We start from the raw sequence: 24,275 nt of genomic DNA, 5'->3' as shown, positions 1-24,275 counted from the left end.
GGGTGGCGGGGTGGCGGGATTTTTATTTATGTATTTATATACTATAATTACAAACGGTGGTCAAAGGGGGTGGGGGGCTTGGGGTGCCCTCTATGCCTTGCCTGCCCTTGCCTCGCCAGTCGCTCACTCCTCACCTTCCCAGCCCTACACTCCTAGGTGAGGAACCTTCGGCTTCTTCTTGTTGAGGTTGCCTACCGCTTCATCCAACATCGTGCCACCAGCCAACTGGTTATTGGATGCGTTCGGGTTCAAAAGTCCGTTCGCATCAGCCTTGTGTGATAGCCCATTGCTGATGTCTGTTACATTCTTGTTATCAAGGGTCGGTGTTGGATTTGCTAACTTACTGCTATTCTGTGTCTTAGCCCCTTCGAGTTCTGACCCCAATTGGTTCACACCGAAATTGAACATAGCGTTTGACGCATTTTGAGCCGCATCGCTCGTTGCCTGCGCCTTCTGCTGCTCAATTTGCTGGCGTTCCCTAGACAACTGCTGAGTGTTGGCAAGGTGAGCATCCTCCACTTTCTGCTTGCGTGAAGTGTCCTGCGCTGCGATATTGGCAATCGTGTCGCCCATCGCCTTGTTAGCACTCTCCTTCGCTTGTGCCACGCTTGCAGCAGTTCCACCGCCAACGGCAGCAGCGCCATCAGCCTTGCGAATATACTCGTCCTGCACTTCCTGCGCCCTTCTCAAAAGGTTAGAGCCTGCCTTCGTATCAAGGTAGTCCGTGTTGTAGTTCTTGTCGTACCAAGCCTTCTCAGCGTTCGTTCTGTACTGATTCTCGGCTTGTGCTCGTCTAGCCGCCTTCTTCGCCTTGTTAGCACCGAACAGAGACGAACCGATACCAAGCGCCAAGGATGCAGCGCCCAATACCCACTCCTTCTTCTCCCCAAGCACTGGGGAAGAGGTCAAATTCTTTGGGATTCTTGCTAAAATTTCACTCATAATTGCAATTATTTGATTTACGAGGGCAAATATATAATATTTGGCGATAGCTTTTGCCGTGTTTCCGGTCAAGGAAATTTACCCCTCCAACCACTAGTCTGTTTGTCGGGGCGCAATCCACCCCAAACCCTTTTCTCTTTCTTCTCCTCAAATCGCCCGTTTTGTAAACAATAGTGCTAATTGTAATAAAACTACAAGTGATTGATATTGTGGATTTTAGTCTCAGTCTTTCCAGAGGGAAAACAAAGATAAGATGTAAGGAATATTCTTATTTCACAAATGAAGTTACTTTGCAAACAAAAAGGCAGTTTGCATTAATAGGTACGCACGTGCGCATAAGAAAGGCTTTAAGAAGATTTAACGCTGCATTTGAATGTTGTGCAGGTATAATCAAGGTTAACTCAATCCGTTTTCGCTGATTTTTGCGATTTTCGGGAGATTGGTCGGGATTTCTCCCAAATTCGTGAGTTTTGAGCCATATAAGAGCCGTTTTGTGGTATTTTAGGGCTGATTTTGTGGGTTTTTCGTAGTTTTCGGGGTTTCGTGCAGGAGTTACCGCTCATCTAGGAAGAAGCCCGATGGATGCGATATAGACCCGCTCCGTACCCTCTCTATACCTTCTCCGTACCAAGTCTTAGGGTTTGCAGGGTTTGCAGGGTTTGCAGGCAGAGGTGTTGTGTCGTGTTGTGTGAGTGTTGCGTGATATGTTGTGTGGTGTATTCTTCTCTCTCTCTTCTCTCTATTGTGTGTGTCTCTCTCTGTAGGTGGAGAAGGGGGAGTAAAAACCTCGGGGGAGATAAGGGGGCAGCGCCCCCACGGGCGCAAGCGCCCTCCCCATGCCGTTTGGGGGGCTAGCGCCATCACTCCGCACAGAAGTGGCAAGGCTCAAATCCTTCCCTCTCAGCCTTATAAAGCGGCATTCTTTCTGTCATATCATCGTGGACACCTTTGCAATCGTAATCATAGTGATAATAATACGTGTCATAGTCTGCAAAAACGTCCATTTCCTCATATTCTCTATGATACTCTTCTTTCTGCTCTGCCTGCTTACGCTCAACGTCCTCGTTTACGTTGTGAAAGAAGGTGCTTTTGAAAGAGTACACCAAGACAACTGCAATAAAGCAGAATCCAAGCACACCGCATAAGAATGTGCCAACCTTACTAAAAAGCTTCTTCATCTTGTTATAGCTTTGATTTCTTCAACTTGTTTAAAGAACTCATCAAGAGTATCAGCGGTGTAGTGGATGCCCTTGTAACGCACGAATGCGGCAAACTCCTTCGAGGTATCAATAACTCTCAACGGCTCTTCACCTAGAAGAGTGGATAACTTCACGTTCAACTCTTTCGCTATTCTGCAAAGCATATCGAGAGAAGGGGTAGTTTTGTTAGTCACGATATAGCTGATAGTGACTGGAGTAACCCCCAATCTCTCAGCTAACTCCTTAGATGTTACACCCTTTTCTTTTAAAATCTCCTTAAGATTTATCCTTATTGTACTGTTTACTTTGAATGCCATAAAATATTGCCTTATTAATTAGGGTGCAAAGATATAAAAAATAAACTGATATTTTACTTAATATCTGTAAAATTAAGGCAATGTTTTATTAACGAGAGTTAAAAATAAGGCTTAATTTGAAAATAAGTGCCTTAAAATTTGACGGAAATAAAAGATTGCCTTATCTTTGCACTCGAAATCAAGTTAGTTTGGTTTCCAAAGCGGAGCGATGGCACATTAGTGAATTGATGAGAAACAACCGCTATATAAATAGTGTTAGTCAGCAATACGGAGAGGTAGAACTCTGTAACACACCGAGGACATCGTACACCGAGTTAGTGACACTCTCAAAGCACAAAGGCAAAGAAGCCTCAAACACTCATCACGCAAGATGGAAAAACGCTAGTCGTGTTAGACTAGAGAAATATCGAAACACGTTGACCCACGAACGTTAAGTGAGGGAGCTAGGCTGCATATAGCTTGCAGACGTTGGGAGCAAACGTACACCTGCACTTTAATGTTTCACAATTTAATAGCAACAACAATGGCAACAAACAAGAAGATAGAGTTAACGGCTCACCAGTTGTGGGTACTTAAATATATCCTGCACGAGGTTTCAAATAGAGAAGAAGGTGCTAACGGCATCTACCTCACTCCAAAGGAAAGAGTTTCATTAGGACAGATAAGAAGCAAATTGTAAAGGTATGAAGAAGTATATCGTAGTTAGAGAGTTCATTCAGCCTAACAAGATACCACGTATCATAGGGCAGTTTGAGATAAGAGATAAAGCAGAAGCCTTTGCTTTAGGGCATGAAGGCAAATGCTGGGTGTATGAAATGAGTATGTAACTGCTGGGGATAAGGGGGCAGCGCCCCCACGGGGCTAGCGCCCCTCCCCACGCCAAACAATTCGAGACTATGGCAGCAAGTAATTTGGTAGAATACCGCAGAATCGAAAGATATGCGGACAGAGTAACAATGGAGCCAATACGCACAGAGTATCTTTACGACAACGAAGTTGAGATGCTGAAACGAAACCTTAACAAGGGTGGTTACAAGTATGTTGGACGCAGTAAGGATATATACGATAACTATTACACAACTTACGAGCGCAAGAGTATTGAGCAGTCAACAGATAGTTGTGAGGTTATCTTCAAAGTAACAATAATGAGATTAAGATAAGACAATGAGCAAGATAGTATTACTTACTGATGACGAGATATACAATATCTCATCAGCTATTCAAGGTAGAATAATCCTTCTAGAGGAATTTATTTCAAACCACGCTGGCACTCCTAGAACTCACAAGCGATTAAAGGAGTTTAAGGATATTATAGCAAAGTTGAACAATTAAACAGAAGAGATTATGGCAGTTAAAAGAGACCACAAGGAAGTATGCAACGCATTTGACAACTTGCGTCAAGAGTTAGGCGATAGCGCAATGCTAGATAGCCTTTATCAGTTTATCGGCACAAATGATCTAGCCGATTATATTGAACTTATCGCAAAGGATGAGGATATTTATATAAGCTATGATGGCGAAGTAGATACTTCACGACCTTATGACGATGAGGAGGAAGAGGAAGAGGAGGAAGAAGAGTAACTAACTAGGTGGGGAGCAATCCCCACCATAACACTACAAGATTATGAGAAGAAACAAGACTTACGAGCAGCAGAAGAAGTACTATGACGAGTACAACGACTATGAGAGTTTAGGAGCCATCTTTATGTATTGGCTTGAATGCGGAAACGAGACCGCAAAGCAGATGCAGGAGACCTACAGAGAGTGCAACAGAGAGTGCAAGGAGTTCATTTTGGAAGACCTCTACCACCTTTGCAACAAAGAAACGTTCGATAAAGAAACGTTCTACAAGTTCGTCAGAATCTTCAACTTTGGCAAGAAGTAAAATGGAGCGGTCAGCGAATAGAGGAGCACATCACGTTCAAGCCGTGAGACCGCACAAGTATAACAATTAAAAGAAAGGGTTTATTATGGACATTACAATTTATGTGCTATGCGCCATCTTTGGAGCGATAGCAGGTTACAGAATCAGAGAAGCTAAAGATATGGAGGACGAGTAATATGAAAATTATCAGATTAACAAAGACATCACGCAACAGAGTTGACGTGGTTTTCACTGGGGACAAGTATTTGTTTATCAATCCCGACTTTGGATTGATAGCTTTAGCACAGAGACACGAACCCGATTCGGGCTTATTCCACGTACAACGTACGGAGCAGATAAGCAAGAAGATGATAGAAGAGACCATCACGGACAACGAACCATCAAGTATTGTCGTGTTAGGTTTTGAATATCACGAGGAGTGCAACAAGCCTCAGCATACATTACCATACGTAGTGAGTGTTAAACTAGAAAAGAGATAAGACAATGAAGAAGAGCATTAAGTTAGCTTTGGTAGTGGCAGCGATAGTTGCCCTACCACTTATGGCAGCAGGAACGCAGGACGATAGCAAGGAGAAGCAATCGCTTGTGGACTTCATCGAGTATTGCAGAACTTGCGAGAATCTTCGACAAGTGAATCCGGCAAAGGACTACACCAAAGCCAGCCTTCACGAACTGAAGAGCGCAGCACGTTTCTATGGGGAGCAGGAGGATTTTGCCGACTGCACCGACTATCAGCATCAAGCAGAGATAGACAAAATTATTAAGTAATACATCAAGGCTATGAGCGCAGATGATTTACAGAAGTTAAGTGACCTTCTTTTAGCTTTCAGCAATGAGGAAGCCACAAAAGGAGAACGTATCGCCATTTCAAGGGCGCAAGCAATAGTTTTCCGATATTATTTATCAAAGAAGTTTGGAGCAATTTAAATTATAGGAGATAAGAATATGAATCAAGAATTAGTAAGAAAAGCTATAGAATACGCAGTTTCGTTGTGTGACATGTACAACAACAGAATTGTTATCACCATCAACGGAAGTGGTGGAATGGGGAACTCGACAGAGATAAGACCTTATTGCAACGAAGGTTTTAGTTTTGACCCCCGCTTAAATGCAATTATAGTCACGAGAACTGAGGGAAAAACTTTTATTGATACAGATAGTATAAAGACAATTCATTGTTACAAATTTAAATTATAGGAGATAGATTTATGAAGACAAATAAGGCAGTTAAAATGGGTAGCAATTTGGTAGGAGTTGAGATCAACACTATCCAAGACGTAGTAAAGGCACAAGCCGCAGGACTCGAACTTGTGAACAAGGACGGATGGGGATATAATTACACCACCGATGATGAAGAGACCGGAGAAGAGGTTGAACCAACCGAGAAGGAAATCTTCGACCGCATCACCAAAGATATCGCAGAGGGTAAGGAGGTTTACGCTTGTATGATACTCGCAGACGATTGGCGTGTGCAGAGAAATGCCAAGACGAACTTGCTATGCGATTTCTATCTCCATCAGCACGTTTACACTATGCACGAAAACAAGATAGTGGAAGGCGAAATCGTCTATCTTTCCCTTGCACAAGGAAGTTTGGGAGACAATGCGGCAAACGCTCTCTATGGTGATATGGCAGAGCAGTTGTACTACAACATTGGGTACTACTTCACAAACGGCAGAACACCAAAGATAGGATTTCAAAGAGAACAGATTATCAAAAAAATCAATTCTTTGAAGATGCACGCTCACGTAGTGCTGAAGACGAAGAAATGTGGCTATCTGACTAGAGACCTCGAAGAGATATTCGCCACCACAGATGAACTTGTAGCTAACTTAATGCAGGACTAAGGATATGGTAATAGTAATCAAATGCTTCAAGGGAGCCACGTATGTTGATAGGTTCAACAATATGTACAGAGCCAAGACAACATTTGTAATCAGACAGACCCCATTCCGTGAGAGCTATTATCTCACGAATGGGAAGCTGACAAGCAAGAGTACTTGTCTAGAGCGCATCAAGTGAAGTTGTTGCCAGTTGTTTATATAGGGCGAATGCGGTAGCCAAGCCGATACAGATGGTTGCAAGGTACCATCCGCCCCCAATAGTATTAATTTTAAAAGAAAGGATTTAATATGAAAAAGTATGTAGTAGAAATCGTAGAGAAAATTACCTACAAGGTTTCGCTAGACGCTGCATCATCCGAAGACGCAGAGAATGCCGCAAGACGTTTGTACGATTTGGGCACTTTGGAGAATGGCGAGTTGGAGAGTGTTACATTTGATGTAGAAGAGAAGGAGGGCGAGTAATATGAAGAAGCAGAAAGTATTCGTATTGGTTCAGCACGGCAACGACAACCAAGACTATTCTAGCGTTGATGTTGCCGGAGTCTTCCACGCCAAGACCGCAGCAAAAGAGAGAATCGAGGAGAAAAAGGCTGAGATCCTAGGCTTCTACAAGGAAGAATATCCCGACTGCTATGAGGTAACGGAAGACGAGGAAGAAGCATCGTGGTGCTGCTCATGCAAGAGTAGTCCAATGTTCGATGAGTTAGTACTAACAGAAAAAGAAGTAGAGTAAACTATGAGCAAGCGGTATAAGTTTAACGAGTGTGGTGTTTGCATCAACCCAGACGAATCTGCAAAAATCGGTTCGGGTATGACCTACATCATCATAACAACGGCATTAGTGAGAGGTAAGTGGACGTTTGGAATCCGATATGCCCTTGTTGACCGAGGAGGAGGTTGGGGCAACAATCTCAGCAATCCGAATTGGTACGGAACGCAGCAAGCCGCCATTACTGCCGCTTTGAAATGGATAAAAGATTGGCTGCAAAGGCAAATCAAAGTTGAAACAAACAAGAACAACTCTGTTTGCAAGAATGCCAATAAGTTGTTGACGGAAATAGAAAAGATTCTCCCGAAACAGAGATACGTACAACTAGATTTATTTGAATTTTGATTATGAACAAGCAGTTATTTTATTTCGTCTTCCCTCAGTCAGGGGAGACGATTACAAAGGAAATGAATCCTTTGGCGGTGAAGGATGCCGCAGTGAAGTATTTGAAGACTCAGAACGAGGTGAGAGGTGATATTTGCATCATCAAGGATAGCCGAGAGAACGTGATTGCTATGGGCTATGTGAGCGATAGCATGAAGGTATCTTTCTTCACCGAGGATGAGACCGTTAACGACATCAAGCCGATAGGAGTAATCGAGGAAGGAGGGGAGCGATGAGTGAAATCAATTTCAAGGCAAAGCGAATAAGAGCAGATGAATGGATAGACTGCAATCCTATTAAGCCTAACGAGGTTTTTCATAACCCTAATATTGGCGTAATAAACAAATGTTCGATAGACCTTAATACCATCTGTAAGTCCACTGGAGCGCAGGATTGTGACGGAACTCCTATCTATGAGCACGACTTGCTCAGATGTAAAAGGACAGACAGCATCTTCGAGGTGGTTTGGAATCAAGGCAACACTAGTTTTAGTTTAGTGAATACCGAATGCCCTGTTCTCTATCCAACAAATACTTTAGGGAGAATGTTACATAATAGGCACCTAAAAGTTGTCGGCAATAAATTCGACAAGAAAGGAGGTAGCAAATGACAAAGCAGGAATGGTTTGTGCTCTTCATCTTTCTGTTTACAATACTGATGGCAATACTAGGATAAGAGGAAGGATATGGAGAAGAAGGCAAGAATCATCGTGTATGACGATGTGGGAATACTTGACGAGAGCGATACCCTTTTCGAAGATAAGGAGCAGCTTGCAGGAATCGCCAAGCAGAACCTAAGCCAAACCCCCGATGCCGAAATGGTGGAGGTATGGGCAGGCGGCAAACTTGCGATGAAGTTCGAGTACAACCGCAAGCACAAGATTGTACCAGCCAAGAATCTGCATCCAGGGTGGGGCGGACGGAGAGACCGAGCAGGAGCACCGAGCAAGGGCGCTGAAGCCCTCACGAATCGGGTAGTACTGCATGTGAATGAAGAAACCTTCGACTTTTGCGAGTCTCTAGGAAGAAACAAGGCTGAATGGATAAGGCAAGCCATCAGGGAGAAGCGAGAGCGAGAGGAAAACAGCAAAGGGTAGTCAGAAATGGCTACCCTTTATTCATTATACCTACATCTTGCCTTCCAGCTCATCAAAGGCAGACTGCACGTCCCTGCTCAACGTTCGGGCATACCTCGTAGTCTGTCGGAGGTTTGTATGACCGAGCACTTTCGCCACGACATTAATCGGCATACCCTTGGAAAGGAAGAGCGTTGCAGCGGTAGCACGCCCCATGTGGGAATGCAGATTAGGAACACCGACAATCTCGCCTATTACTTTCAAGTAGTCGTTGTACTTCTGATTGGAAATCCTCGGCAGGCAGAAATCATACTTCTTCAGCAGTTCAACCGCAGGTGTAAGAAGCTGAAACACGAAATCCGTGTCTGTCTTGGTTCGCTTGGCATGATAGAACATCTTTCCATCCTTCTCAACGCAGTTGGAGTAATCAAAGGAAGATAGGTCGGCATAAGCCAGTCCGGTATAGCACTGGAAGAGAAACAAATCCCTAGCCTGCTGAATATGCGGAGTAGATATCTCCAGCTTCTTGATGGCACCGAACTGCTCTTCTGTTATGCAGTCAACATACTGCTTCTCGCCCCTGCCGATGTGGAAGGGCAGCAGTTTGTATGGATTCTCATCCATAAGCCCGTCTATCACGGCATCGTTGATGAACAGCTTGAGATACTTGTGATAGTCGTAGATGGTACACTGAGCCTTACCCTGCTTGTGCAGGAACTCATCCATCGCTCTAATCTTCGACACATTGCAGTCCTCGAACGTCAGAACCTTCCCCCACGACTTCAAGAAGGCAATGAAGACATCATAGCGTTTCTTGGTATGATCGCACACCTTGCGCTCGTTTCTTCTCTTCTTGCAGTACTCTACAAAGGACACGCTTTTCTCGCCTTCACCATTGAAGAATGCAGGAATCAGAGACAAATCCGTGATTCCTTCCTTTACCATCTTGGTCAAGACGAGGTTTCCACGCTCCTCGAAAGCCTTCAGCTTTTCGTTGAGTGCATCGGCATCTTTGTGCTTGATGATGCGTTTCAACTTGTCAGACCATTGGTTTGGAGTGACCTTGATACCGGTTGAGAGGTACTTGCGTTCAGACTTGTAGCTGAACCTCAATTCGATGGAAACTGGCTTCTGTGCCGTTCCTCTTCTCAACCGATTGTGAATGAAACTTAAATTAATTCCAGCCATTTTGATAACATAAATTTACGGGGTTGATAACATTTTGATAACACTCCCCAAATTACACAATATTTCTCAAAAGAGCCGATGTGATTGATTCTTAGACAGTTATGCCGTTTATAGACGTAAACCATTCGTAGAATGTTCTACGTTTCTACATTTTCTCCAGCACGCATATCAAAAACCAAAAGACGAGCATAACTGCTTGTAAATAAGCACGTTAAGCTCGTCTCAACTTTCAGATAAAAGTCTTTTTTGTTTGTGATTTAAACTACTTCTGTGACTCGCATGGGGCTCGAACCCATGACCCCAACATTAAAAGTGTTGTGCTCTACCAGCTGAGCTAGCGAGTCAATCTCTAACTTTATGTTCAAAAGCGAGTGCAAAGGTACGACTATTTTTTGAAATCACCAAATATTTAGTCGTTTTTTTATTGTTTTTCTTCTATTTTACCCGTTTCAGTGGCAGTTTCCGGTGGTTCCAGCCCTAATTTCTCTTCATATTGCGGCTTTTCTCTCGTTACATACCGCTGCCAATAAGCTATGAGAAGGGTGGTGAGCGGAAGGGCAACAATCAGCCCCAGGAAGCCCAGCAGAGCACCCCATATCGAAAGACTCAGGAGCAGGATGGCTGGGTTCAGGCCCATCGCCTTGCCCATAATCTTCGGCGTAACCACCATATCTGTAATCACCTGCACTACGCAGAATACCAATACCGCCAGTCCGAAGACTACCCAGAAGTTCTGTCCCGTATCTGCCGCCTTGAGCATTGCCAGGAATGCCGTAGGAATGAGGGCAAAGGTATGAAGATATGGTACCAGGTCCATGATGCCGATCAGAATGCCCAGACCTATCGCCATCGGGAAACCGATGATGGTGAAGCCGATGCAGAACATGATGCCCATACAGAGCGCCACCATTCCCTGGCCTCGGATATAGTTGTTGAGCTCGCGCTCTACATCCTTCATCAGTGCCGACCAGAACGGACGGTTCTTCTTCGGGAAGATGCGCACCCAGTTGGCTGTCAGGGTTTCGTAATCGAGCAGGATGAAGAACATATATAATAAGGTAATCATGGATGCCACGATACTCATCAGCACGGTTGCCGTCTGGCTCACTACCGAGAAAACCTTCGGCATCGTAGTCTTCAGGGCATCGCTGAAGTCCTTGCTCTTCAAGAATCGTTCTATGGTGGTCTGGTTGTCCTGCAGCCACTCCTTGATCAGCATCGTGAGATTGTTGGTATGGGTGGTTTGATGAACCCATCGGGTTAACACTTCTCCCAGTTTGTCAAACTGGTCGATCATTGGTGGGATGATGAGCCAGATGACACCCCCCACGATGGCAATCGCAGCTCCCATTGCCAGAAGAATGGAGATGGCACGAACCTTGACATGGAGTTTATTCTCGATGAACTTCACGACGGGATAGAGCAGGTATGCGAAAAACCATGCTATAAAGAAAGGAAGCAGTACCTCACTCAGATAGTTGGTGATGTAGAGTACTGCAATGACGAGGGTAACGATACCAGCCCATCTGATGAACTTGTCGAATGTAATCTCCTTACTCATTTACTTTGAACTTTGAATTTTGAACTTTGAACTTTATGATTAGCAAAGCTGTTGTATCTTTGCTCTTCACCCTTCGTTCTTCTATTTCTCCTGGTTGATGGCTTTCTGGTAGCAGTCTCTGCAGAGCGGCTCGTATTCATCCTGCTCACCCAGGAGCACGCGTTTGTCGTTAGCCACCAGTCGATGGCTGACGTATGCCAGTGCACCGCACTTCACGCAGATGGCGTGCACCTTGGTCACCTCGTCGGCGATGGCACAGAGCGCAGGAATCGGACCGAATGGAACACCCTTGAAATCCATATCCAGCCCCGCCACGATGACGCGTACGCCGCGGTTGGCGAGTTCGTTGCAGACCTCCACCAATCCATTGTCCAGAAACTGAGCCTCGTCGATACCGACCACGTCGATATCTGAAGCTAATAGCAAAATCGATCCGGAAGATTCAATAGGAGTAGAACGGATAGAATTCTGGTCATGGCTCACTACATTGTCTTCGGAGTAGCGCGTATCTATCGCCGGCTTGAAGATTTCCACCTTCTGTCTGGCGAAGCTGGCACGCTTCATTCTTCGGATCAGTTCCTCGGTTTTTCCGGAGAACATCGATCCGCACACCACTTCAATTCTTCCGGGACGGTGTGCCTCCCCATTCAGTATTTCAGTCATTTCGGGGACAAAATTACTAATAAGGTTTTAAAAAATGCAAAGATACGCAGTTTTTTTTTGCTATGAAAGATTAATTAACTACATTTGTACCCACTTATGGGCATATTATATATCGTACCGACTCCAGTAGGCAATATGGAGGACATGACAATGCGAGCCATCCGGGTCTTGAAAGAGGCAGATATGGTGCTCGCTGAGGACACTCGGACATCGAGCGTCCTGCTTAAGCATTTCGATATTAAAAATCGATTAGTGGCGCATCATAAGTTTAATGAGCATGGCACATCGGCTGGCATCGTAGAGCGATTGAAGGCTGGTGAGACCATCGCCTTGATCAGTGATGCAGGAACCCCAGGCATCAGCGACCCTGGTTTCTATCTGGCTCGTGAGGCTGCGAAAGCAGGCATCACCGTGCAGACCCTTCCGGGACCTACGGCTTGCATCCCAGCCATCGTGTCGTCCGGATTACCTTGCGACAGATTCTGCTTCGAGGGATTCATCCCGCAGAAGAAGGGCAGACAAACCTATCTGGAATCACTCAAGGATGAGGTGCGCACCATGATCTTCTACGAGTCACCCTATAGAGTGGTGAAGACCTTGCAGCAGTTTGCCGAGGTCTTTGGAGAGGACAGACAGGTGAGCTGCTGCCGTGAAATCTCGAAGCTGCACGAGGAAAGTGTGCGTGGAAGCCTTGCCGAGGTAATCGCTCACTTCCAGGAGACGGAACCGCGCGGCGAGTTCGTCATCGTGCTGGCGGGTAAGGATCCCAAGCAGCTGAAGGAGGAATTGAAGGAAAAGCGACGCGAAGAGCGTAAGAATAATAAATAAATAAAGTATTAATCATAAAATTAACAAAAAGGAGAAGGATTATGAAAAAGCTATTAATGATGGCGTGCCTCGCAGCCTTTGTTTTAACAGGATGTAACGACGGCAAGAACAATGCCGCTAACAATGCGGCTCAATCAGATTCGCTCAACAGCATCATTGCGCAGAAGGATAGCGAACTGAATGATATGCTGGGTACTCTGAATGAGATTGAGGATGGTCTCAACCAGATCAATGAGGCTGAGAACCGCGTGGTGCTCTTGAAGAATGGCGAGGGTGCCACCAAGAGACAGAAACTCAAGGAGGATGTGCAGTTCATCGCTACTCGCATGAAGCAGAACAAGGAGCTCCTCGCCAAGTTGCAGAAGCAGTTGGCTAACAGCTCTATCCAGGGCGACCAGCTCAAGAAGACCATCGAGAACCTGCAGAAGCAGCTGGTTGAGAAGGAGAAGCAGCTCCAGGCACTTCGTGAGGAGTTGGATAGCAAGGATATCCACATTGCTGCTCTTGATGAGACTATCAACAACTTGAACACCAAGACCAGCAACCTTACCAAGGAAAGCAGTAAGAAGACTGAGGTGATCAATGCTCAGGATAAGCAGCTCAACACAGCATGGTATGTATTCGGTACCAAGAAGGAGCTGAAGAACCAGCACATCATGGAGAATGGCAAGGTTATGACCGGTAACTTCAACAAGAGCTACTTTACAAAGGTAGATATCCGTGAGGTTTCTGAGATCAAGCTTTATTCTAAGTCAGCCAAGTTGCTCACTACTCATCCTTCAAGCTCTTATACTCTGGTTCGTGATGCCAACAAGCAATATACGCTCCGCATCACCAACTCTCAGATTTTCTGGAGCACCAGCAAGTACCTGGTTGTTCTCGTGAAGTAATGATTATCTCTTTCTCTGAAAGAAATCCTGCATGAGTGCGCGGCACTCATCTTCCAATACGCCCGATGTAACTGTTGTCTTAGGATGCAGTGCATCGGGCGCATATTTTGTATAGCCCCTTTTTTCATCTCCGGCACCATACACCACACGGCTGATCTGCGACCATCCCAAGGCTCCGGCGCACATTACGCACGGCTCTACGGTGACATAGAGGGTACAGTCTTTCAGGTATTTTCCGCCCAGCATGTTCGCTCCGGATGTAATCGCCTGCATCTCGGCATGGGCGGTAACATCGGTAAGCATCTCTGTAAGATTGTGGGCTCTCGAGATGATGCGGTCCCTGCAAACGATGACGGCACCTACCGGAATCTCGTCTTCGTCGAATGCCGCCTGCGCCTCCATCAGTGCACGGCGCATATATTCTTCGTCTTTTTTCAGATTGTCTTCCATATTTCCATTCTTTATGATTTCTCTTTTTCTATTTTTGTGCAAAAATACATAAAAAACTTTGATGGATGAAAGAAAAGTATTATTTTTGCATAGTAATAGTGCCTTTTGGGCGGAAAATGATGCCGCCAGAGGTAAATTAAAGAGAATAATCTATGGCTGAACATAATGATTTGGGCAAATGGGGAGAAGATGAGGCTGCGCTCTATCTGGAAGATGAGGGCTATACCATCATAGATCGTGACTGGAGGATAGGCCGCCGCGACCTGGATATCCTTGCCTATACGCCCGATGGCAACACCCTGGTGGTGGTAGAGGTGAAGACCCGCACCGGCGAGGAATACCAGCAGCCCGAAGAGGCTGTTACCCCCGGCAAGATGAGGAATCTTGCCATAGCTGCTAATGCCTATGTCAAGGAATGCCAGGTGGACAAAGAGTTGCGCTTCGATGTCATCTCCATCGTGGGATGCGCTCATCAGGTGAAGAGTCTGCAGCATCTCAAGGATGCCTTCAATCCGATGCTCATCCTTTGAGGCAGATGCTTACATATATATAATAAGGTGAAAATGGAAACAAAGATCATAAGAATGCAGGAAGTGGATTCTACGAATACCTTCCTGAAGGGAATGAAAGCCTGCGAGGATGATACGTTCATCGTGGCTGTAGCCGATTATCAGACGGCAGGCAGGGGACAGGGCACGCATACCTGGGAGAGCGAACCGGGCAAGAACCTCCTGTTCAGTTTGCTGATGACTCCTACCTGGGTGCCCGTACGCCAGCAGTTCCTGCTCTCAGAGGCAGGAGCCCTAGCCGTCAAGGATGCCCTGGATACCTATACCGACGGCATTACGCTGAAATGGCCGAACGATGTATATTGGAACGACAGGAAGATCAGCGGCACGCTGATAGAGACCTCTATCGATTCCAAGGGCATCAAGCGATGCATCTTCGGTACCGGGGTGAACATCAATCAGACCGAGTTCCACAGCGATGCGCCCAATCCGGTATCCCTGGCTCAGATTCTGGGTCACGAGGTGGATAGGGAAGAGGTGCTGCAGAAGATCATCGAGGCATTCAAGAAGTATTATGAGCTGCTCCGCCGTGCCGACTATATGGATGTTTCGGGCATCTATCATCTCTCGCTCTACCGCCGCAAGGGATTCCACTGGTACGAGGATGCCGACGGCAAATTCGAGGGGGCCTTCGTAGAGGTGGAAGATGACGGCCATCTCATCCTTCACGACAGGAAAGGAATGATCCGGTCGTATGCCTTCGGCGAAATCAGGTTCCTGATTCCTTCAGCAAATATGAAACAATAAACATTAAACAAGATATTTATGGCAAAGTTTAAAAGAATTCTTTTGAAGTTGAGCGGTGAGAGCCTGATGGGCAAGCAGAGCTTCGGCATCGACCCTGAGCGCTTGAGTGATTATGCTAAGCAGATTAAGGAAGTTCACGAGATGGGCGTGCAGATTGGTATCGTGATCGGTGGTGGTAACATTTTCCGTGGATTGAGCGGAAGCCAGAAGGGATTCGACCGTGTGAAGGGCGACCAGATGGGCATGTGTGCCACCGTTATCAACTCTCTCGCCCTGAGCAGTGCCCTCGGTGCGCTGGGCGTGAAGAACAAGGTGCTTACAGCAATCCGCATGGAGCCTATCGGTGAGTTCTACACCAAGTGGAAGGCAATCGAGGCAATGGAAGACGGCTACATCTGCATCTTCTCAGCAGGTACAGGAAGCCCATACTTCACTACCGATACCGGTTCTTCTCTCCGTGGTATCGAGATTGAGGCAGACGTGATGCTCAAGGGTACCCGTGTGGATGGTATCTATACCGCCGACCCAGAGAAGGATCCTACCGCTACCAAGTTCAAGGACATCACCTATGATGAAATCTACACCAAGGGCTTGAAGGTGATGGACCTCACGGCTACTACCATGTGCAAGGAGAACGACCTTCCTATCTACGTATTCAATATGGATGTAGTAGGCAACCTGAAGAAGGTGATGGAAGGTGAGGAGATTGGTACACTCGTACACAACTAATCATCAGAGATCATATAAAAAAATAAGGCTTACTTCCCGCCGGAAGTAAGCCTTTGTTATTCCCCAATCTTTTTATCATTCGAAGAAAGCTGATACCCTTCTTCAAAATTTCCATGTCCTTCCGAAGAAAAAACATGACAAAAACCTATATTTTTATTTTTTCTTCAAAAACATGATCCAGGAGAGCAGTACGTACATCAGGATGATAGGCCACCATCCCTCCAGGAATCCTCTTGCTCCTTCGGCAGCCACAGATACCGCAAGAACGGCGATGGCGAAACCGGCAAAGCAATACTTCACCTCGTTGCCCTTGAACGACCACTGCTTGAACTTCAGGGCGAACAGCGGCAACTCGCATACCAGCAGGAAGCTGGTAATGAAAATCAGCGCCAGCACGAGATATATCGACCAGCTCTGGTTGGTAATCCAGCTGGGGCTGCTTACTACCAGCGAACCCCAGAACAGTGCATTGGCTGGCGTAGGTACGCCGATGAAAGAGGTAGTCTGGCGCTCATCCAGGTTGAACTTCGCCAGTCTCAGGGCAGAGAAAGCTGCGATGATGAAGGCTACATATGGCAACCAGGGGCGCAAAGGCTCCAGAAACTCCGGATACTCCATTACAAAGAGTTGTGAGAATACGATGGTGGCGGGTGCTACGCCAAAGGTCACATCGTCGGCAAGCGAGTCCAGCTCCTTGCCGATAGGCGATGAAACGTGCAGCAAGCGGGCGCTCATACCATCGAAAAAGTCAAAAACAGCTCCAATGATAATCCACAACAGTGCCATTTCGGGATTTCCCCCGAAGGCAAACGATGTAGCGATGCAGCCTGAGATGAGGTTGCAGCAGGTAATCGTGTTTGGAATATGCTTCTTAATACTCATTTTTTCTTATTTCAGTTTTGCTATGATTGTCTGATCACCTGTGGTTGACTGTCCCATCTTCACGCATACTTCCGTGCCGAGAGGCAGATACACATCCACTCGTGAACCCAGTTTGATGAATCCGAGATGCTCATCGATGTAGCACTCTTCTCCCTCCTTGGCATAGGTTACGATGCGGCGGGCTACGGCACCGGCAATCTGTCGGCACAATACATCCACACCCTCAGGGGTGGTGATCATCGTGTCGGCGTGCTCGTTCTCCTCGCTCGCCTTAGGCAGCCATGCCTTCAGGAACTTTCCGTCCTCGTGCTTCACGAACTTCACCTTGCCATCCACCGGAAACCAGTTGGCATGTACGTTCCAGAGACTCATGAAGATGGAAATCATCAGTCGCTTATCGTTAAAGTAAGGTGCATTATCCACTTCCTCTATCACCACGATCTTGCCGTCGGCAGGAGCTACCACGAGTTTCTCGGTATCTTCCACGTTCAGGAATCTGATCGGGCATCGGTAGAAGTTGAGCACGATACCATATACTACACCGAAGACCACAAGGAATGCCCAGAAAGGTATCTTGTTGTCAAAGGCCATCCACAGTACTGCTGCGACAGCCACCAGTGCTATACCGCCGAACACCAGCTGGTCGGTGCCTTCACGGTGAATTCTTATCTTTTTTAGTTTCTTTATTTTTTGTCCCATGAGAAAGGTTTACGTTTTTGTTTCTGGTGCAAAGGTACGGCATTTTTATGGTTTTTGCAAATTTTTCTCCCATTTCTTTTGGCAATATCAACTTTTAGCAGTAACTTTGTTCTCAAATTACGAATTTTAACGCAAAAAATGGAAGATTTTGTTCATTTACACGTCCATACACAGTATTCCATCCTCGACGGCCAGTCCAAGATTCCACGTCTGGTGGACAAGGCCATCAAGGATGGCATGAAGGGTATGGCAGTAACCGATCATGGTGTGATGTTCGGCATCAAGGAGCTGGTTGACTATTGCGGAAAGGTCAACAAAGACCGCAAGAAGGAGGGACTCGAACCCTTCAAGCCCATCATCGGTTGCGAGATGTATGTGGCACGACGCACCAAGGGCGACCGCGAGAAGGACAAGGGCGATATGAGTGGTTACCACCTCATCGTGCTCGCCAAGAACTATAACGGATACAAGAACCTCATCAAGCTGGTGAGCAATTCGTGGGTGGATGGATACTACATGCGCCCCCGAACCGACCGTGCCGACCTGGAGAAGTATCACGAAGACCTCATCGTCTGCTCGGCATGTATCGCCGGCGAGGTGCCAGCCAAGATCCTGAAGGGCGATATCGCCGGAGCCCGTGAGGCATGCGAGTGGTATCACAATCTCTTCGGCGATGACTATTACCTGGAGCTGCAGCGCCACAAGGTGCCCGATGATCCGAGCCTGCTCGCCAACCGCGAGGCTTACGAACTGCAGCAGAAGGCGAACAAGGTGCTCATCGAGTTTGCCAGGGAATACGGCATCAAGCTCGTATGCACCAACGACTGCCACTTCGAGGACAAGGAGACTGCCGAGGCGCACGACCATCTGCTCTGCATCGCCACCGGCAAGGACCTGGACGATCCTAACCGCATGCGCTACTCCAAGCAGGAGTGGTTCAAGACCCGCGAGGAAATGAACGAAGTGTTCTCTGATATCCCCGAGGCGCTCTCGAATACCCTCGAAGTATTGGATAAGGTGGAGATCTACAGCATCGACCACGGTCCTATCATGCCGTTCTTCCCCATTCCGGAGAGTTTCGGTACCGAGGAGCAGCTGCGCCAGAAGGTGTCGGAAGAAGACCTCTACAGGGAGTTTACCACTGATGAGAATGGAGAGAACCAGCTGTCGCCCGAGGAAGGTCAGAAGGTAATCGACCGTCTGGGCGGCTACGACAAGATATACCGCATCAAGTTTGAGGCAGAATACCTGCGCCACCTCGCCTACGAGGGAGCCAGGAAGCTTTATGGCGATCCGCTGCCCGAGAATGTGAATGAGCACGTGAACTTCGAGCTCCACGTGATGAAGACCATGGGTTTCCCGGGCTACTTCCTCATCGTGTCCGACTTCATCAGGGCGGCACGCGAAGAGCTGGGCGTAATGGTGGGTCCGGGCCGTGGATCAGCGGCAGGTTCCGTAGTGGCATATTGCCTGGGAATCACCAAGATCGACCCTCTGAAGTACGACCTGCTGTTTGAGCGTTTCCTGAACCCGGACCGTGTGAACCTGCCTGATATCGATACCGACTTCGATGACGACGGCCGAGGCAAGGTGTTGCGCTGGGTAATGGATAAGTACGGTCACGAGAACTGTGCCCACATTATTACATACGGTTCGATGGCCACCAAGAACTCCATCAAGGATGTGGCGCGCGTAGAGAAGCTGCCTTTGGACAAGGCGAATGCACTCTGCAAGGCGATTCCCGACCGTCTGCCCGACGGAGCGAAGATGAACCTTGCCAACGCCATCAAATATACCCCGGAGCTGAAGGAGGCAGAATACTCCAGCGACCCCCGCGAGAGCAATACCATCAAGTATGCCCGCATGCTCGAAGGTACCATCCGTGGTACGGGTATCCATGCCTGCGGATTCATCATCTGCCGCGACCCTATCAGCAACTGGGTGCCTGTATCTACCGCCGATGACCCTGATTTCCCGGGACTGAAGACGGCTGTAACCCAGTACGACGGTCACGTGATCGAGACCACCGGACTCATCAAGATGGACTTCCTGGGTCTGAAGACCCTCTCCGAGATGAAGGAGGCGTGCAAGGTTATCAAGCAGACCACGGGCGATGTCGTAGATCTCGATACCATCCCTATCGATGACGAGCTTACCTATCAGCTCTACCAGCGCGGCCAGACCATCGGAACCTTCCAGTTCGAGTCGCCGGGTATGCAGAAGTATCTCCGCGAGCTGAAGCCTACGGTTTTCGAGGACCTCATCGCCATGAACGCCCTCTACCGTCCGGGACCTATGGATTACATCCCCGACTTCATCGCCCGCAAGAACGGACAGCAGGCCATCACCTACGATATCCCCTGCATGGAGAAATACCTCAAGGATACCTACGGCATCACGGTGTATCAGGAGCAGGTGATGCTCCTTTCCCGCCAGCTGGCAAGCTTCACCCGAGGCGAGTCGGATGCCCTCCGTAAGGCGATGGGTAAGAAGAAGAAGGCTATCGTAGATGCGATGAAGCCGAAGTTCATCAAGCAGGGACAGGAGAACGGCCACGATCCGGCTGTGCTCGAGAAAATCTGGGGCGACTGGGAGAAGTTTGCCTCCTACGCCTTCAACAAGTCGCACGCCACCTGCTATTCGTGGGTAGCCTATCAGACTGCCTATCTCAAGGCGCACTATCCAGCCGAATATATGGCAGCGCTGATGACCCGCCGCTTTGCGCAGATCACCGAGATTACCAAGCTGATGGAGGAGTGCCAGTCGATGGACATCAAGACCCTGGGACCGGATGTAAACGAGAGCTACCGTGCCTTCGGTGTGAACGAGCATGGCGAGATACGCTTCGGACTCTCCGCCATCAAGGGAATGGGAACTCCTGCCGCCGATGCCATCGTGGCAGAGCGCCTGAAGAACGGCCCTTATAAGAACATCTTCGATTTTGCCGAGCGCGTGGATTTCTCCAATGTCAACCGCAAGGCATTCGAAAGTCTGGCTCTGAGTGGCGGTTTCGACAGCTTCGGCATCCGCCGCGAGCAGTACTTCGGCAAGAACAGCAAGGGCGATACCTTCCTGGATACGCTCGTAAGATACGGCCAGCTCTACCAGCAGGAGCAGCGCGAGGCAGCCACCTCGCTCTTCGGAGGCGTAGAGGCGGTGGAGATAGCCACCCCTCCTATACCGGAAGCTGAATCCTGGAGCACCATCGAGAGGCTCAACAGGGAGCGTGAGCTCGTGGGCATCTATCTCTCGGCTCATCCGCTCGACGATTACGAAATCATCCTCCGCAACCTCTGCAATACCCACTGCTCTGAACTGGGCGACAAGGTGGAGCTTGCCAAGAAGGAGGATGTGGTGTTCGGCGGCATCATCACCGGGGTGAAATCCAAGTTCACCAAGACCGGAAAGCCGTGCGGCTTCGTCACCATCGAGGATTTCGAAGGATCGGGCGAGCTGGCGCTCTTCGGTGAGGACTGGGGCAACTGGCGCGGCATCATGGTAGAGGACAGCACCATCTTCGTTACGGCGAAGTGTGTATCCCGTTACGGCAACAGCAACTATCTTGACTTCAAGATCAGCACCGTGGAGTATCTCCAGACCGTGAAGGAGAACCGCCTGGAGAAGTTTACCATCATCGTGGACAGTACGGTGATAGACGAAACGCTGGTGAATGATATCAAGACGCTGGTGGAGAATGATGAGGGCAAGGCACAGCTCTTCCTTCAGATTCACGATGCCGAGACCAAGACCAATGTGCTGCTGCGTGCGCAGGACCGCACGGTGGGAGTGAGCAGGGATCTGATACAGTTTGTCAACGACCATCCGAAGATGTCGTATCAGATCAATTAAAAATAATTCATGAGAATATTATTAACTATATAAAAAAGGAAGAAAAAAATGGAAGTAACAATTACAACCGAGAATTTCGAGAGTTACAAGAATGGCGAGTTGCCATTGGTAGTAGATTTGTGGGCTACATGGTGTGGTCCTTGCCGCCAGATTGCTCCTATCGTGTCAGAATTGGCAGAGGAGTTTGATGGTAAGTTGGTAGTTGGTAAGTGTGATGTAGAGGAGAACGACGACATCGCAATGGAGTTTGGCGTTCGCAATATCCCTACCATCCTTTTCTTCAAGGGTGGCCAGCTCGTTGACAAGTTTGTTGGTGCAGCCAACAAGTCAACCCTCAAGGAGAAGTTTGAGGCTCTGCTGTAAGAGAGGGCAGAAGACTAAAAAATAATACGTCCCGGTGCGGCATCAGCTGCATCGGGACGTATGCTTTTTTGTTAGAATCCGAATTTGCGAAATAGCCTCTAGAATTCTACGCTTCTGCTACCATCTTCCTCCACGGTGATGGTCACCTTGGTGCAATCCTCCGGCAGCAGGTCCTCGATGAGTTCCGGCCACTCCAGGAAGCAGAGGTTTCCGCCGTAGAAGTAATCCTCGTATCCCATATCATACACCTCATCAATCTTCTTGATGCGGTAGAAATCGAAATGGTAGATAGGATCGCCGTTTCCGGCAGTGTATTCGTTGACGAGAGCGAAGGTAGGCGAGGTGATTACATCCTCCACGCCCAGTTCCTCGCAGATAGCTTTAACGAAAGTTGTCTTTCCGGCACCCATCTTGCCATAGAAGGCAAAGACCTTGCCGTCGCCCATGTTCTGCAGGAATTCCTTGGCTGCAGCATGGATGTTGTCTAATGAATCAATCTTAATCTTCATATATTTAATTTTTAATTTTAATTTCTCTTTCTCGGTGTCAGGGTGATGATCGGAATGAGCATTTCCTCCATCGAGATGCCACCGTGCTGGAAGGTATCCTTGTAGTACGAAACGTAGTAATTGTAGTTGTTCGGATAGGCGAAGAAGGCGTCTCCGTAGGCAAAGACATACGATGTACTCAGGTTGGGAGCAGGCAACTGTGCCCTTTTCGGGTCCCTGATGGTGAAAACCTCCTTGGCATTGCAGGCCAGGTTCTTGCCCAGCTTGTAGCGCAGGTTGGTATTCGTGTTGCGGTCGCCGATGATCTTGATGGGCTTCGAGGCACGGATGCTTCCGTGGTCGGTGGTAATCACCACCTTGCAGTCATCCTGCGACAGTCTTCTGAACAGTTCCGAGAGCACCGAGTGGCGCAGCCAGCTCTGCGTGATGCTGCGGTAGGCACTCTCCGTATTGGCGAGCTCGCGTACCATCTTCGATTCCGTCCGGGCATGCGAGAGCATGTCGATGAAGTTGATTACCAGCACGTTCAGGTCCTTCTCCCTGCATTCGTTGTAGTGCTCCATAAACCGGTCGGCGCCCTGCGAATCGTTCACCTTGTGATAGCTGAAGCTGTATCGCTTGCGGTATCTGTCGAGCATCGTCTGTATCAGCGGCTCCTCGTTCAGGTTCTTGCCCTCCTCCTCGTCTTCATCCACCCAGAGCTCCGGAAACATCTCGGCAATCTTGTTGGGCATCAGACCACTGAAGATGGCGTTCCGGGCGTATTGCGTGGCGGTAGGCAGGATGCTCATATACATATCCTCGTCAATGTCGAACAGCTCGCCGATGTCAGCCGCCAGCATCTTCCACTGGTCGTATCTGAAGTTGTCTATCACGATGAGGAACACCTTCTCCCCCTTGTCCAGAATCGGGAAAATCCTGTTTCTGAAGACATCCGGGCTCATCATCGGGCGGTCGTCGGAAGAAGATGCATTCCCATTCTTCCCGGTATTCCCATTCTTTCCGGCATTCCCATTCCTCATCAGGTCTATCCATTCCAGATAGTTCCTGGCGATGAATTTGGCGAATCCGATGTTAGCCTCCTCCTTCTGCATGGCGAGCATTTCGGTCATCTGGCTGTCGGTATCGCTCAGTTCCAGTTCCCATTTCACGAGTCTTCTGTATATCTCCATCCAGTCGTGGCAGGTACGGCAGTCCATCATCTTCAGTGCAATCTGCTGGTAGTCCTGCTGGTATCCGCTCTGCGTCATCTCGGTCACGATATCCTTTTGGTGGATGTTCTTTTTCAGCGAGAGCAGGATCTGGCTCGGGTTGACGGGCTTGATGAGATAGTCGGCGATTTTCGACCCGATAGCCTGGTCCATGATGTTTTCCTCTTCGCTCTTGGTACACATCACAACGGGAGTAGCGGGCTGGATTTCCTTGATTTGCTGCAGGGTCTCCAGACCGCTCAGTCCAGGCATCATTTCATCGAGGAGGATGAGGTCGAAGGATTGCTGTCGGCATAGTTCGATGGCATCCGATCCATTGCTCACCGTGGCAACCTCGTAACCTTTTTTCTCCAGGAAGATGATATGCGCCTTGAGGAGCTCAATTTCATCATCGATCCATAGTAATAATCCGTTGCTCATATTGCATTATCCTTTTAGAGTATCATATTGCTGTATCCTTTTAGGATATGTTTTTATTTTCGAGGTGCTAAAGTACAAAGAATAATTGAATGACGGAAGAGAGTTGTGGTTAAAGAAACTTAATTGAAAAAAAAAGTGCCGATAAGCTTTACTTACCGGCACTTCTTGTTAGTGTTTGTAATGTTCTACGCCATGCAGCTCGTCACGCCCAGAGAGGCGGCGATGGCGGTCAAGATAGATAGTACTATCTGAAATACGGTTTTCCAAGTTTCTTTCTTCATAAGCAGTTTTTTTAGTGATTA

General features: G+C 47.9%; 37 protein-coding genes and 1 tRNA gene. 25 read left to right on the top strand and 13 right to left on the bottom strand.

The genetic code is table 11. From position 1 onward, the window contains the following. Positions 1-144: 144 nt before the first annotated feature. The 3 genes from DW657_RS11395 to DW657_RS11385 form a co-directional block, all read right to left on the bottom strand. Complete coding sequence (locus DW657_RS11395; protein WP_118312591.1) at positions 145-942, bottom strand: hypothetical protein; 798 nt, start codon at positions 940-942, stop codon at positions 145-147. Between the two features lie 860 nt (positions 943-1,802). Further along, positions 1,803-2,120: a hypothetical protein gene (locus tag DW657_RS11390; RefSeq protein WP_118312590.1), complete on the bottom strand. Its 318-nt coding sequence runs from the start codon at positions 2,118-2,120 to the stop codon at positions 1,803-1,805. Beyond that, complete coding sequence (locus DW657_RS11385) at positions 2,117-2,458, bottom strand: helix-turn-helix domain-containing protein (protein WP_118312589.1); 342 nt, start codon at positions 2,456-2,458, stop codon at positions 2,117-2,119. Before DW657_RS11385 ends, DW657_RS11390 begins: the two co-directional genes overlap by 4 nt. A 523-nt stretch (positions 2,459-2,981) precedes the next feature. On the opposite strand from DW657_RS11385, the gene DW657_RS17840 reads away from it, so the two are divergent. The 18 genes from DW657_RS17840 (at position 2,982) to DW657_RS11320 (ending at position 8,436) form a co-directional block, all read left to right on the top strand. Then, positions 2,982-3,137, top strand: coding sequence for a hypothetical protein (locus DW657_RS17840; RefSeq protein ID WP_158577361.1), 156 nt, complete (start codon positions 2,982-2,984; stop codon positions 3,135-3,137). Between the two features lie 4 nt (positions 3,138-3,141). Beyond that, positions 3,142-3,285 (top strand): hypothetical protein, encoded by a 144-nt coding sequence (locus DW657_RS17835; RefSeq protein ID WP_158577360.1) that lies wholly within the window; start codon positions 3,142-3,144, stop codon positions 3,283-3,285. A gap of 69 nt (positions 3,286-3,354) precedes the next feature. Then, a complete protein-coding gene (locus tag DW657_RS11375) occupies positions 3,355-3,618 on the top strand; it encodes a hypothetical protein (protein ID WP_118312587.1) in 264 nt (87 codons plus the stop codon). Between the two features lie 4 nt (positions 3,619-3,622). Further along, a complete protein-coding gene (locus DW657_RS17830; protein ID WP_158577359.1) occupies positions 3,623-3,790 on the top strand; it encodes a hypothetical protein in 168 nt (55 codons plus the stop codon). Positions 3,791-3,802: 12 nt separating this feature from the next. Then, positions 3,803-4,039 carry a hypothetical protein gene (locus DW657_RS11370; protein ID WP_118312586.1) on the top strand — a complete coding sequence of 79 codons (237 nt, stop codon included), beginning with the start codon at positions 3,803-3,805 and terminating at the stop codon, positions 4,037-4,039. Positions 4,040-4,082: 43 nt separating this feature from the next. Next, on the top strand, positions 4,083-4,343 hold the full coding sequence (locus DW657_RS11365; protein ID WP_118312585.1) for a hypothetical protein: 261 nt from the start codon (positions 4,083-4,085) through the stop codon (positions 4,341-4,343). Between the two features lie 176 nt (positions 4,344-4,519). Further along, a complete protein-coding gene (locus DW657_RS11360) occupies positions 4,520-4,822 on the top strand; it encodes a hypothetical protein (protein WP_118312584.1) in 303 nt (100 codons plus the stop codon). A gap of 4 nt (positions 4,823-4,826) precedes the next feature. Further along, positions 4,827-5,111: a hypothetical protein gene (locus DW657_RS11355; protein WP_118312583.1), complete on the top strand. Its 285-nt coding sequence runs from the start codon at positions 4,827-4,829 to the stop codon at positions 5,109-5,111. A 12-nt stretch (positions 5,112-5,123) separates the two neighbouring features. After that, positions 5,124-5,270, top strand: a complete 147-nt coding sequence (locus DW657_RS17825; RefSeq protein WP_158577358.1) for a hypothetical protein — start codon at positions 5,124-5,126, stop codon at positions 5,268-5,270. An 18-nt stretch (positions 5,271-5,288) separates the two neighbouring features. Then, positions 5,289-5,540 (top strand): hypothetical protein, encoded by a 252-nt coding sequence (locus tag DW657_RS11350; protein ID WP_118312582.1) that lies wholly within the window; start codon positions 5,289-5,291, stop codon positions 5,538-5,540. A gap of 11 nt (positions 5,541-5,551) precedes the next feature. Next, positions 5,552-6,190: a hypothetical protein gene (locus DW657_RS11345; protein WP_118312581.1), complete on the top strand. Its 639-nt coding sequence runs from the start codon at positions 5,552-5,554 to the stop codon at positions 6,188-6,190. 4 nt (positions 6,191-6,194) lie between these two features. Beyond that, positions 6,195-6,365 (top strand): hypothetical protein, encoded by a 171-nt coding sequence (locus DW657_RS17820; protein ID WP_153129633.1) that lies wholly within the window; start codon positions 6,195-6,197, stop codon positions 6,363-6,365. 110 nt (positions 6,366-6,475) lie between these two features. Further along, on the top strand, positions 6,476-6,649 hold the full coding sequence (locus DW657_RS17815) for a hypothetical protein (RefSeq protein ID WP_158577357.1): 174 nt from the start codon (positions 6,476-6,478) through the stop codon (positions 6,647-6,649). Position 6,650: 1 nt separating this feature from the next. Then, positions 6,651-6,920, top strand: coding sequence for a hypothetical protein (locus DW657_RS11340; RefSeq protein WP_118312580.1), 270 nt, complete (start codon positions 6,651-6,653; stop codon positions 6,918-6,920). Positions 6,921-6,923: 3 nt separating this feature from the next. After that, on the top strand, positions 6,924-7,301 hold the full coding sequence (locus DW657_RS11335; protein ID WP_118312579.1) for a hypothetical protein: 378 nt from the start codon (positions 6,924-6,926) through the stop codon (positions 7,299-7,301). A gap of 2 nt (positions 7,302-7,303) precedes the next feature. Further along, entirely contained in the window at positions 7,304-7,576 is a 273-nt protein-coding gene (locus tag DW657_RS11330; protein WP_118312578.1) for a hypothetical protein, read from the top strand. Then, the gene (locus DW657_RS18700; RefSeq protein WP_118312577.1) at positions 7,573-7,950 is read left to right on the top strand and encodes a YopX family protein; all 378 of its coding nucleotides are present in this window, start codon (positions 7,573-7,575) and stop codon (positions 7,948-7,950) included. The genes DW657_RS11330 and DW657_RS18700 overlap by 4 nt, the downstream gene beginning before the upstream one ends. Positions 7,951-8,025: 75 nt before the next feature. Beyond that, positions 8,026-8,436: a hypothetical protein gene (locus DW657_RS11320; RefSeq protein ID WP_118312576.1), complete on the top strand. Its 411-nt coding sequence runs from the start codon at positions 8,026-8,028 to the stop codon at positions 8,434-8,436. 30 nt (positions 8,437-8,466) lie between these two features. Here DW657_RS11320 and DW657_RS11315 read toward each other — a convergent pair whose 3' ends face one another. The 4 genes from DW657_RS11315 to DW657_RS11300 all read right to left on the bottom strand — a co-directional run bounded on the left by DW657_RS11315 (position 8,467) and on the right by DW657_RS11300 (position 11,827). Then, positions 8,467-9,603 (bottom strand): site-specific integrase, encoded by a 1,137-nt coding sequence (locus tag DW657_RS11315; protein WP_118312575.1) that lies wholly within the window; start codon positions 9,601-9,603, stop codon positions 8,467-8,469. A 271-nt stretch (positions 9,604-9,874) separates the two neighbouring features. After that, positions 9,875-9,947 (bottom strand) — tRNA-Lys (locus DW657_RS11310). Between the two features lie 77 nt (positions 9,948-10,024). Beyond that, positions 10,025-11,164 (bottom strand): AI-2E family transporter, encoded by a 1,140-nt coding sequence (locus DW657_RS11305; RefSeq protein WP_118312574.1) that lies wholly within the window; start codon positions 11,162-11,164, stop codon positions 10,025-10,027. 81 nt (positions 11,165-11,245) lie between these two features. Continuing rightward, the gene (locus DW657_RS11300) at positions 11,246-11,827 is read right to left on the bottom strand and encodes a thymidine kinase (protein WP_118312573.1); all 582 of its coding nucleotides are present in this window, start codon (positions 11,825-11,827) and stop codon (positions 11,246-11,248) included. A gap of 96 nt (positions 11,828-11,923) precedes the next feature. On the opposite strand from DW657_RS11300, the gene rsmI reads away from it, so the two are divergent. Both rsmI and DW657_RS11290 read left to right on the top strand, forming a co-directional pair. Continuing rightward, a complete protein-coding gene (rsmI, locus tag DW657_RS11295) occupies positions 11,924-12,655 on the top strand; it encodes a 16S rRNA (cytidine(1402)-2'-O)-methyltransferase (RefSeq protein ID WP_117661377.1) in 732 nt (243 codons plus the stop codon). Positions 12,656-12,696: 41 nt separating this feature from the next. Continuing rightward, positions 12,697-13,545 (top strand): hypothetical protein, encoded by an 849-nt coding sequence (locus DW657_RS11290; protein ID WP_089544037.1) that lies wholly within the window; start codon positions 12,697-12,699, stop codon positions 13,543-13,545. 3 nt (positions 13,546-13,548) lie between these two features. Here the strand turns inward: DW657_RS11290 and DW657_RS11285 are convergent, their stop codons facing one another. Then, complete coding sequence (locus DW657_RS11285) at positions 13,549-13,995, bottom strand: nucleoside deaminase (RefSeq protein WP_089544036.1); 447 nt, start codon at positions 13,993-13,995, stop codon at positions 13,549-13,551. Between the two features lie 152 nt (positions 13,996-14,147). On the opposite strand from DW657_RS11285, the gene DW657_RS11280 reads away from it, so the two are divergent. From DW657_RS11280 to pyrH, 3 genes are read left to right on the top strand one after another with little or no spacing between them, the layout of a single operon-like run. Continuing rightward, positions 14,148-14,525, top strand: coding sequence for a YraN family protein (locus DW657_RS11280; RefSeq protein WP_118312572.1), 378 nt, complete (start codon positions 14,148-14,150; stop codon positions 14,523-14,525). A 33-nt stretch (positions 14,526-14,558) separates the two neighbouring features. Further along, a complete protein-coding gene (locus DW657_RS11275) occupies positions 14,559-15,311 on the top strand; it encodes a biotin--[acetyl-CoA-carboxylase] ligase (RefSeq protein WP_118312571.1) in 753 nt (250 codons plus the stop codon). A gap of 18 nt (positions 15,312-15,329) precedes the next feature. Further along, the gene (gene pyrH, locus DW657_RS11270; protein WP_089544033.1) at positions 15,330-16,040 is read left to right on the top strand and encodes a UMP kinase; all 711 of its coding nucleotides are present in this window, start codon (positions 15,330-15,332) and stop codon (positions 16,038-16,040) included. Between the two features lie 153 nt (positions 16,041-16,193). Here pyrH and pssA read toward each other — a convergent pair whose 3' ends face one another. Together pssA and DW657_RS11260 are read right to left on the bottom strand one after the other, a co-directional pair. Beyond that, positions 16,194-16,922, bottom strand: a complete 729-nt coding sequence (pssA, locus tag DW657_RS11265) for a CDP-diacylglycerol--serine O-phosphatidyltransferase (RefSeq protein WP_118312570.1) — start codon at positions 16,920-16,922, stop codon at positions 16,194-16,196. A 6-nt stretch (positions 16,923-16,928) separates the two neighbouring features. Continuing rightward, positions 16,929-17,621, bottom strand: coding sequence for a phosphatidylserine decarboxylase family protein (locus tag DW657_RS11260; protein ID WP_118312569.1), 693 nt, complete (start codon positions 17,619-17,621; stop codon positions 16,929-16,931). Positions 17,622-17,759: 138 nt separating this feature from the next. Here DW657_RS11260 and dnaE point away from each other — a divergent pair, with 138 nt between their 5' ends. Next, a complete protein-coding gene (gene dnaE / locus DW657_RS11255) occupies positions 17,760-21,470 on the top strand; it encodes a DNA polymerase III subunit alpha (protein ID WP_118312568.1) in 3,711 nt (1,236 codons plus the stop codon). 48 nt (positions 21,471-21,518) lie between these two features. Beyond that, the gene (gene trxA, locus DW657_RS11250) at positions 21,519-21,833 is read left to right on the top strand and encodes a thioredoxin (RefSeq protein ID WP_089544029.1); all 315 of its coding nucleotides are present in this window, start codon (positions 21,519-21,521) and stop codon (positions 21,831-21,833) included. A gap of 98 nt (positions 21,834-21,931) precedes the next feature. Here trxA and tsaE read toward each other — a convergent pair whose 3' ends face one another. The 3 genes from tsaE to DW657_RS17810 form a co-directional block, all read right to left on the bottom strand. Beyond that, entirely contained in the window at positions 21,932-22,342 is a 411-nt protein-coding gene (gene tsaE / locus DW657_RS11245; protein WP_118312567.1) for a tRNA (adenosine(37)-N6)-threonylcarbamoyltransferase complex ATPase subunit type 1 TsaE, read from the bottom strand. Between the two features lie 17 nt (positions 22,343-22,359). Continuing rightward, complete coding sequence (locus tag DW657_RS11240; RefSeq protein WP_118312566.1) at positions 22,360-23,973, bottom strand: bifunctional response regulator/alkaline phosphatase family protein; 1,614 nt, start codon at positions 23,971-23,973, stop codon at positions 22,360-22,362. A 185-nt stretch (positions 23,974-24,158) separates the two neighbouring features. Next, entirely contained in the window at positions 24,159-24,254 is a 96-nt protein-coding gene (locus tag DW657_RS17810) for a smalltalk protein (RefSeq protein WP_158577356.1), read from the bottom strand. Positions 24,255-24,275: the final 21 nt, after the last annotated feature.

Origin of the sequence: Prevotella sp. AM23-5 (genome assembly GCF_003473645.1) — a bacterium.
Lineage (GTDB): Bacteria > Bacteroidota > Bacteroidia > Bacteroidales > Bacteroidaceae > Prevotella > Prevotella copri_A.
This window is presented reverse-complemented; position numbering and strand designations above follow the sequence as displayed.

Excerpts from the sequence above, each read along its gene's own strand:
- DW657_RS11305 (WP_118312574.1), bottom strand. The coding sequence starts at position 11,164 with ATGAGTAAGGAGATTACATTCGACAAGTTCATCAGATGGGCTGGTATC.
- DW657_RS17815 (WP_158577357.1), top strand. The coding sequence starts at position 6,476 with ATGAAAAAGTATGTAGTAGAAATCGTAGAGAAAATTACCTACAAGGTT.
- DW657_RS11360 (WP_118312584.1), top strand. The coding sequence starts at position 4,520 with ATGAAAATTATCAGATTAACAAAGACATCACGCAACAGAGTTGACGTG.
- dnaE (WP_118312568.1), top strand. The coding sequence starts at position 17,760 with ATGGAAGATTTTGTTCATTTACACGTCCATACACAGTATTCCATCCTC.
- DW657_RS11315 (WP_118312575.1), bottom strand. The coding sequence starts at position 9,603 with ATGGCTGGAATTAATTTAAGTTTCATTCACAATCGGTTGAGAAGAGGA.
- pyrH (WP_089544033.1), top strand. The coding sequence starts at position 15,330 with ATGGCAAAGTTTAAAAGAATTCTTTTGAAGTTGAGCGGTGAGAGCCTG.
- DW657_RS11375 (WP_118312587.1), top strand. The coding sequence starts at position 3,355 with ATGGCAGCAAGTAATTTGGTAGAATACCGCAGAATCGAAAGATATGCG.
- DW657_RS17820 (WP_153129633.1), top strand. The coding sequence starts at position 6,195 with ATGGTAATAGTAATCAAATGCTTCAAGGGAGCCACGTATGTTGATAGG.
- DW657_RS11300 (WP_118312573.1), bottom strand. The coding sequence starts at position 11,827 with ATGACTGAAATACTGAATGGGGAGGCACACCGTCCCGGAAGAATTGAA.
- DW657_RS11275 (WP_118312571.1), top strand. The coding sequence starts at position 14,559 with ATGGAAACAAAGATCATAAGAATGCAGGAAGTGGATTCTACGAATACC.
- DW657_RS17825 (WP_158577358.1), top strand. The coding sequence starts at position 5,124 with ATGAGCGCAGATGATTTACAGAAGTTAAGTGACCTTCTTTTAGCTTTC.
- DW657_RS11385 (WP_118312589.1), bottom strand. The coding sequence starts at position 2,458 with ATGGCATTCAAAGTAAACAGTACAATAAGGATAAATCTTAAGGAGATT.
- DW657_RS11330 (WP_118312578.1), top strand. The coding sequence starts at position 7,304 with ATGAACAAGCAGTTATTTTATTTCGTCTTCCCTCAGTCAGGGGAGACG.
- DW657_RS11395 (WP_118312591.1), bottom strand. The coding sequence starts at position 942 with ATGAGTGAAATTTTAGCAAGAATCCCAAAGAATTTGACCTCTTCCCCA.
- DW657_RS11240 (WP_118312566.1), bottom strand. The coding sequence starts at position 23,973 with ATGAGCAACGGATTATTACTATGGATCGATGATGAAATTGAGCTCCTC.
- DW657_RS11320 (WP_118312576.1), top strand. The coding sequence starts at position 8,026 with ATGGAGAAGAAGGCAAGAATCATCGTGTATGACGATGTGGGAATACTT.
- DW657_RS11345 (WP_118312581.1), top strand. The coding sequence starts at position 5,552 with ATGAAGACAAATAAGGCAGTTAAAATGGGTAGCAATTTGGTAGGAGTT.
- DW657_RS11280 (WP_118312572.1), top strand. The coding sequence starts at position 14,148 with ATGGCTGAACATAATGATTTGGGCAAATGGGGAGAAGATGAGGCTGCG.
- DW657_RS17835 (WP_158577360.1), top strand. The coding sequence starts at position 3,142 with ATGAAGAAGTATATCGTAGTTAGAGAGTTCATTCAGCCTAACAAGATA.
- DW657_RS11340 (WP_118312580.1), top strand. The coding sequence starts at position 6,651 with ATGAAGAAGCAGAAAGTATTCGTATTGGTTCAGCACGGCAACGACAAC.
- DW657_RS11260 (WP_118312569.1), bottom strand. The coding sequence starts at position 17,621 with ATGGGACAAAAAATAAAGAAACTAAAAAAGATAAGAATTCACCGTGAA.
- pssA (WP_118312570.1), bottom strand. The coding sequence starts at position 16,922 with ATGAGTATTAAGAAGCATATTCCAAACACGATTACCTGCTGCAACCTC.
- DW657_RS11370 (WP_118312586.1), top strand. The coding sequence starts at position 3,803 with ATGGCAGTTAAAAGAGACCACAAGGAAGTATGCAACGCATTTGACAAC.
- DW657_RS18700 (WP_118312577.1), top strand. The coding sequence starts at position 7,573 with ATGAGTGAAATCAATTTCAAGGCAAAGCGAATAAGAGCAGATGAATGG.
- DW657_RS11390 (WP_118312590.1), bottom strand. The coding sequence starts at position 2,120 with ATGAAGAAGCTTTTTAGTAAGGTTGGCACATTCTTATGCGGTGTGCTT.
- tsaE (WP_118312567.1), bottom strand. The coding sequence starts at position 22,342 with ATGAAGATTAAGATTGATTCATTAGACAACATCCATGCTGCAGCCAAG.
- DW657_RS17830 (WP_158577359.1), top strand. The coding sequence starts at position 3,623 with ATGAGCAAGATAGTATTACTTACTGATGACGAGATATACAATATCTCA.
- DW657_RS11355 (WP_118312583.1), top strand. The coding sequence starts at position 4,827 with ATGAAGAAGAGCATTAAGTTAGCTTTGGTAGTGGCAGCGATAGTTGCC.
- DW657_RS11335 (WP_118312579.1), top strand. The coding sequence starts at position 6,924 with ATGAGCAAGCGGTATAAGTTTAACGAGTGTGGTGTTTGCATCAACCCA.
- rsmI (WP_117661377.1), top strand. The coding sequence starts at position 11,924 with ATGGGCATATTATATATCGTACCGACTCCAGTAGGCAATATGGAGGAC.
- DW657_RS11290 (WP_089544037.1), top strand. The coding sequence starts at position 12,697 with ATGAAAAAGCTATTAATGATGGCGTGCCTCGCAGCCTTTGTTTTAACA.
- DW657_RS17840 (WP_158577361.1), top strand. The coding sequence starts at position 2,982 with ATGGCAACAAACAAGAAGATAGAGTTAACGGCTCACCAGTTGTGGGTA.
- DW657_RS17810 (WP_158577356.1), bottom strand. The coding sequence starts at position 24,254 with ATGAAGAAAGAAACTTGGAAAACCGTATTTCAGATAGTACTATCTATC.
- DW657_RS11285 (WP_089544036.1), bottom strand. The coding sequence starts at position 13,995 with ATGGAAGACAATCTGAAAAAAGACGAAGAATATATGCGCCGTGCACTG.
- DW657_RS11365 (WP_118312585.1), top strand. The coding sequence starts at position 4,083 with ATGAGAAGAAACAAGACTTACGAGCAGCAGAAGAAGTACTATGACGAG.
- DW657_RS11350 (WP_118312582.1), top strand. The coding sequence starts at position 5,289 with ATGAATCAAGAATTAGTAAGAAAAGCTATAGAATACGCAGTTTCGTTG.
- trxA (WP_089544029.1), top strand. The coding sequence starts at position 21,519 with ATGGAAGTAACAATTACAACCGAGAATTTCGAGAGTTACAAGAATGGC.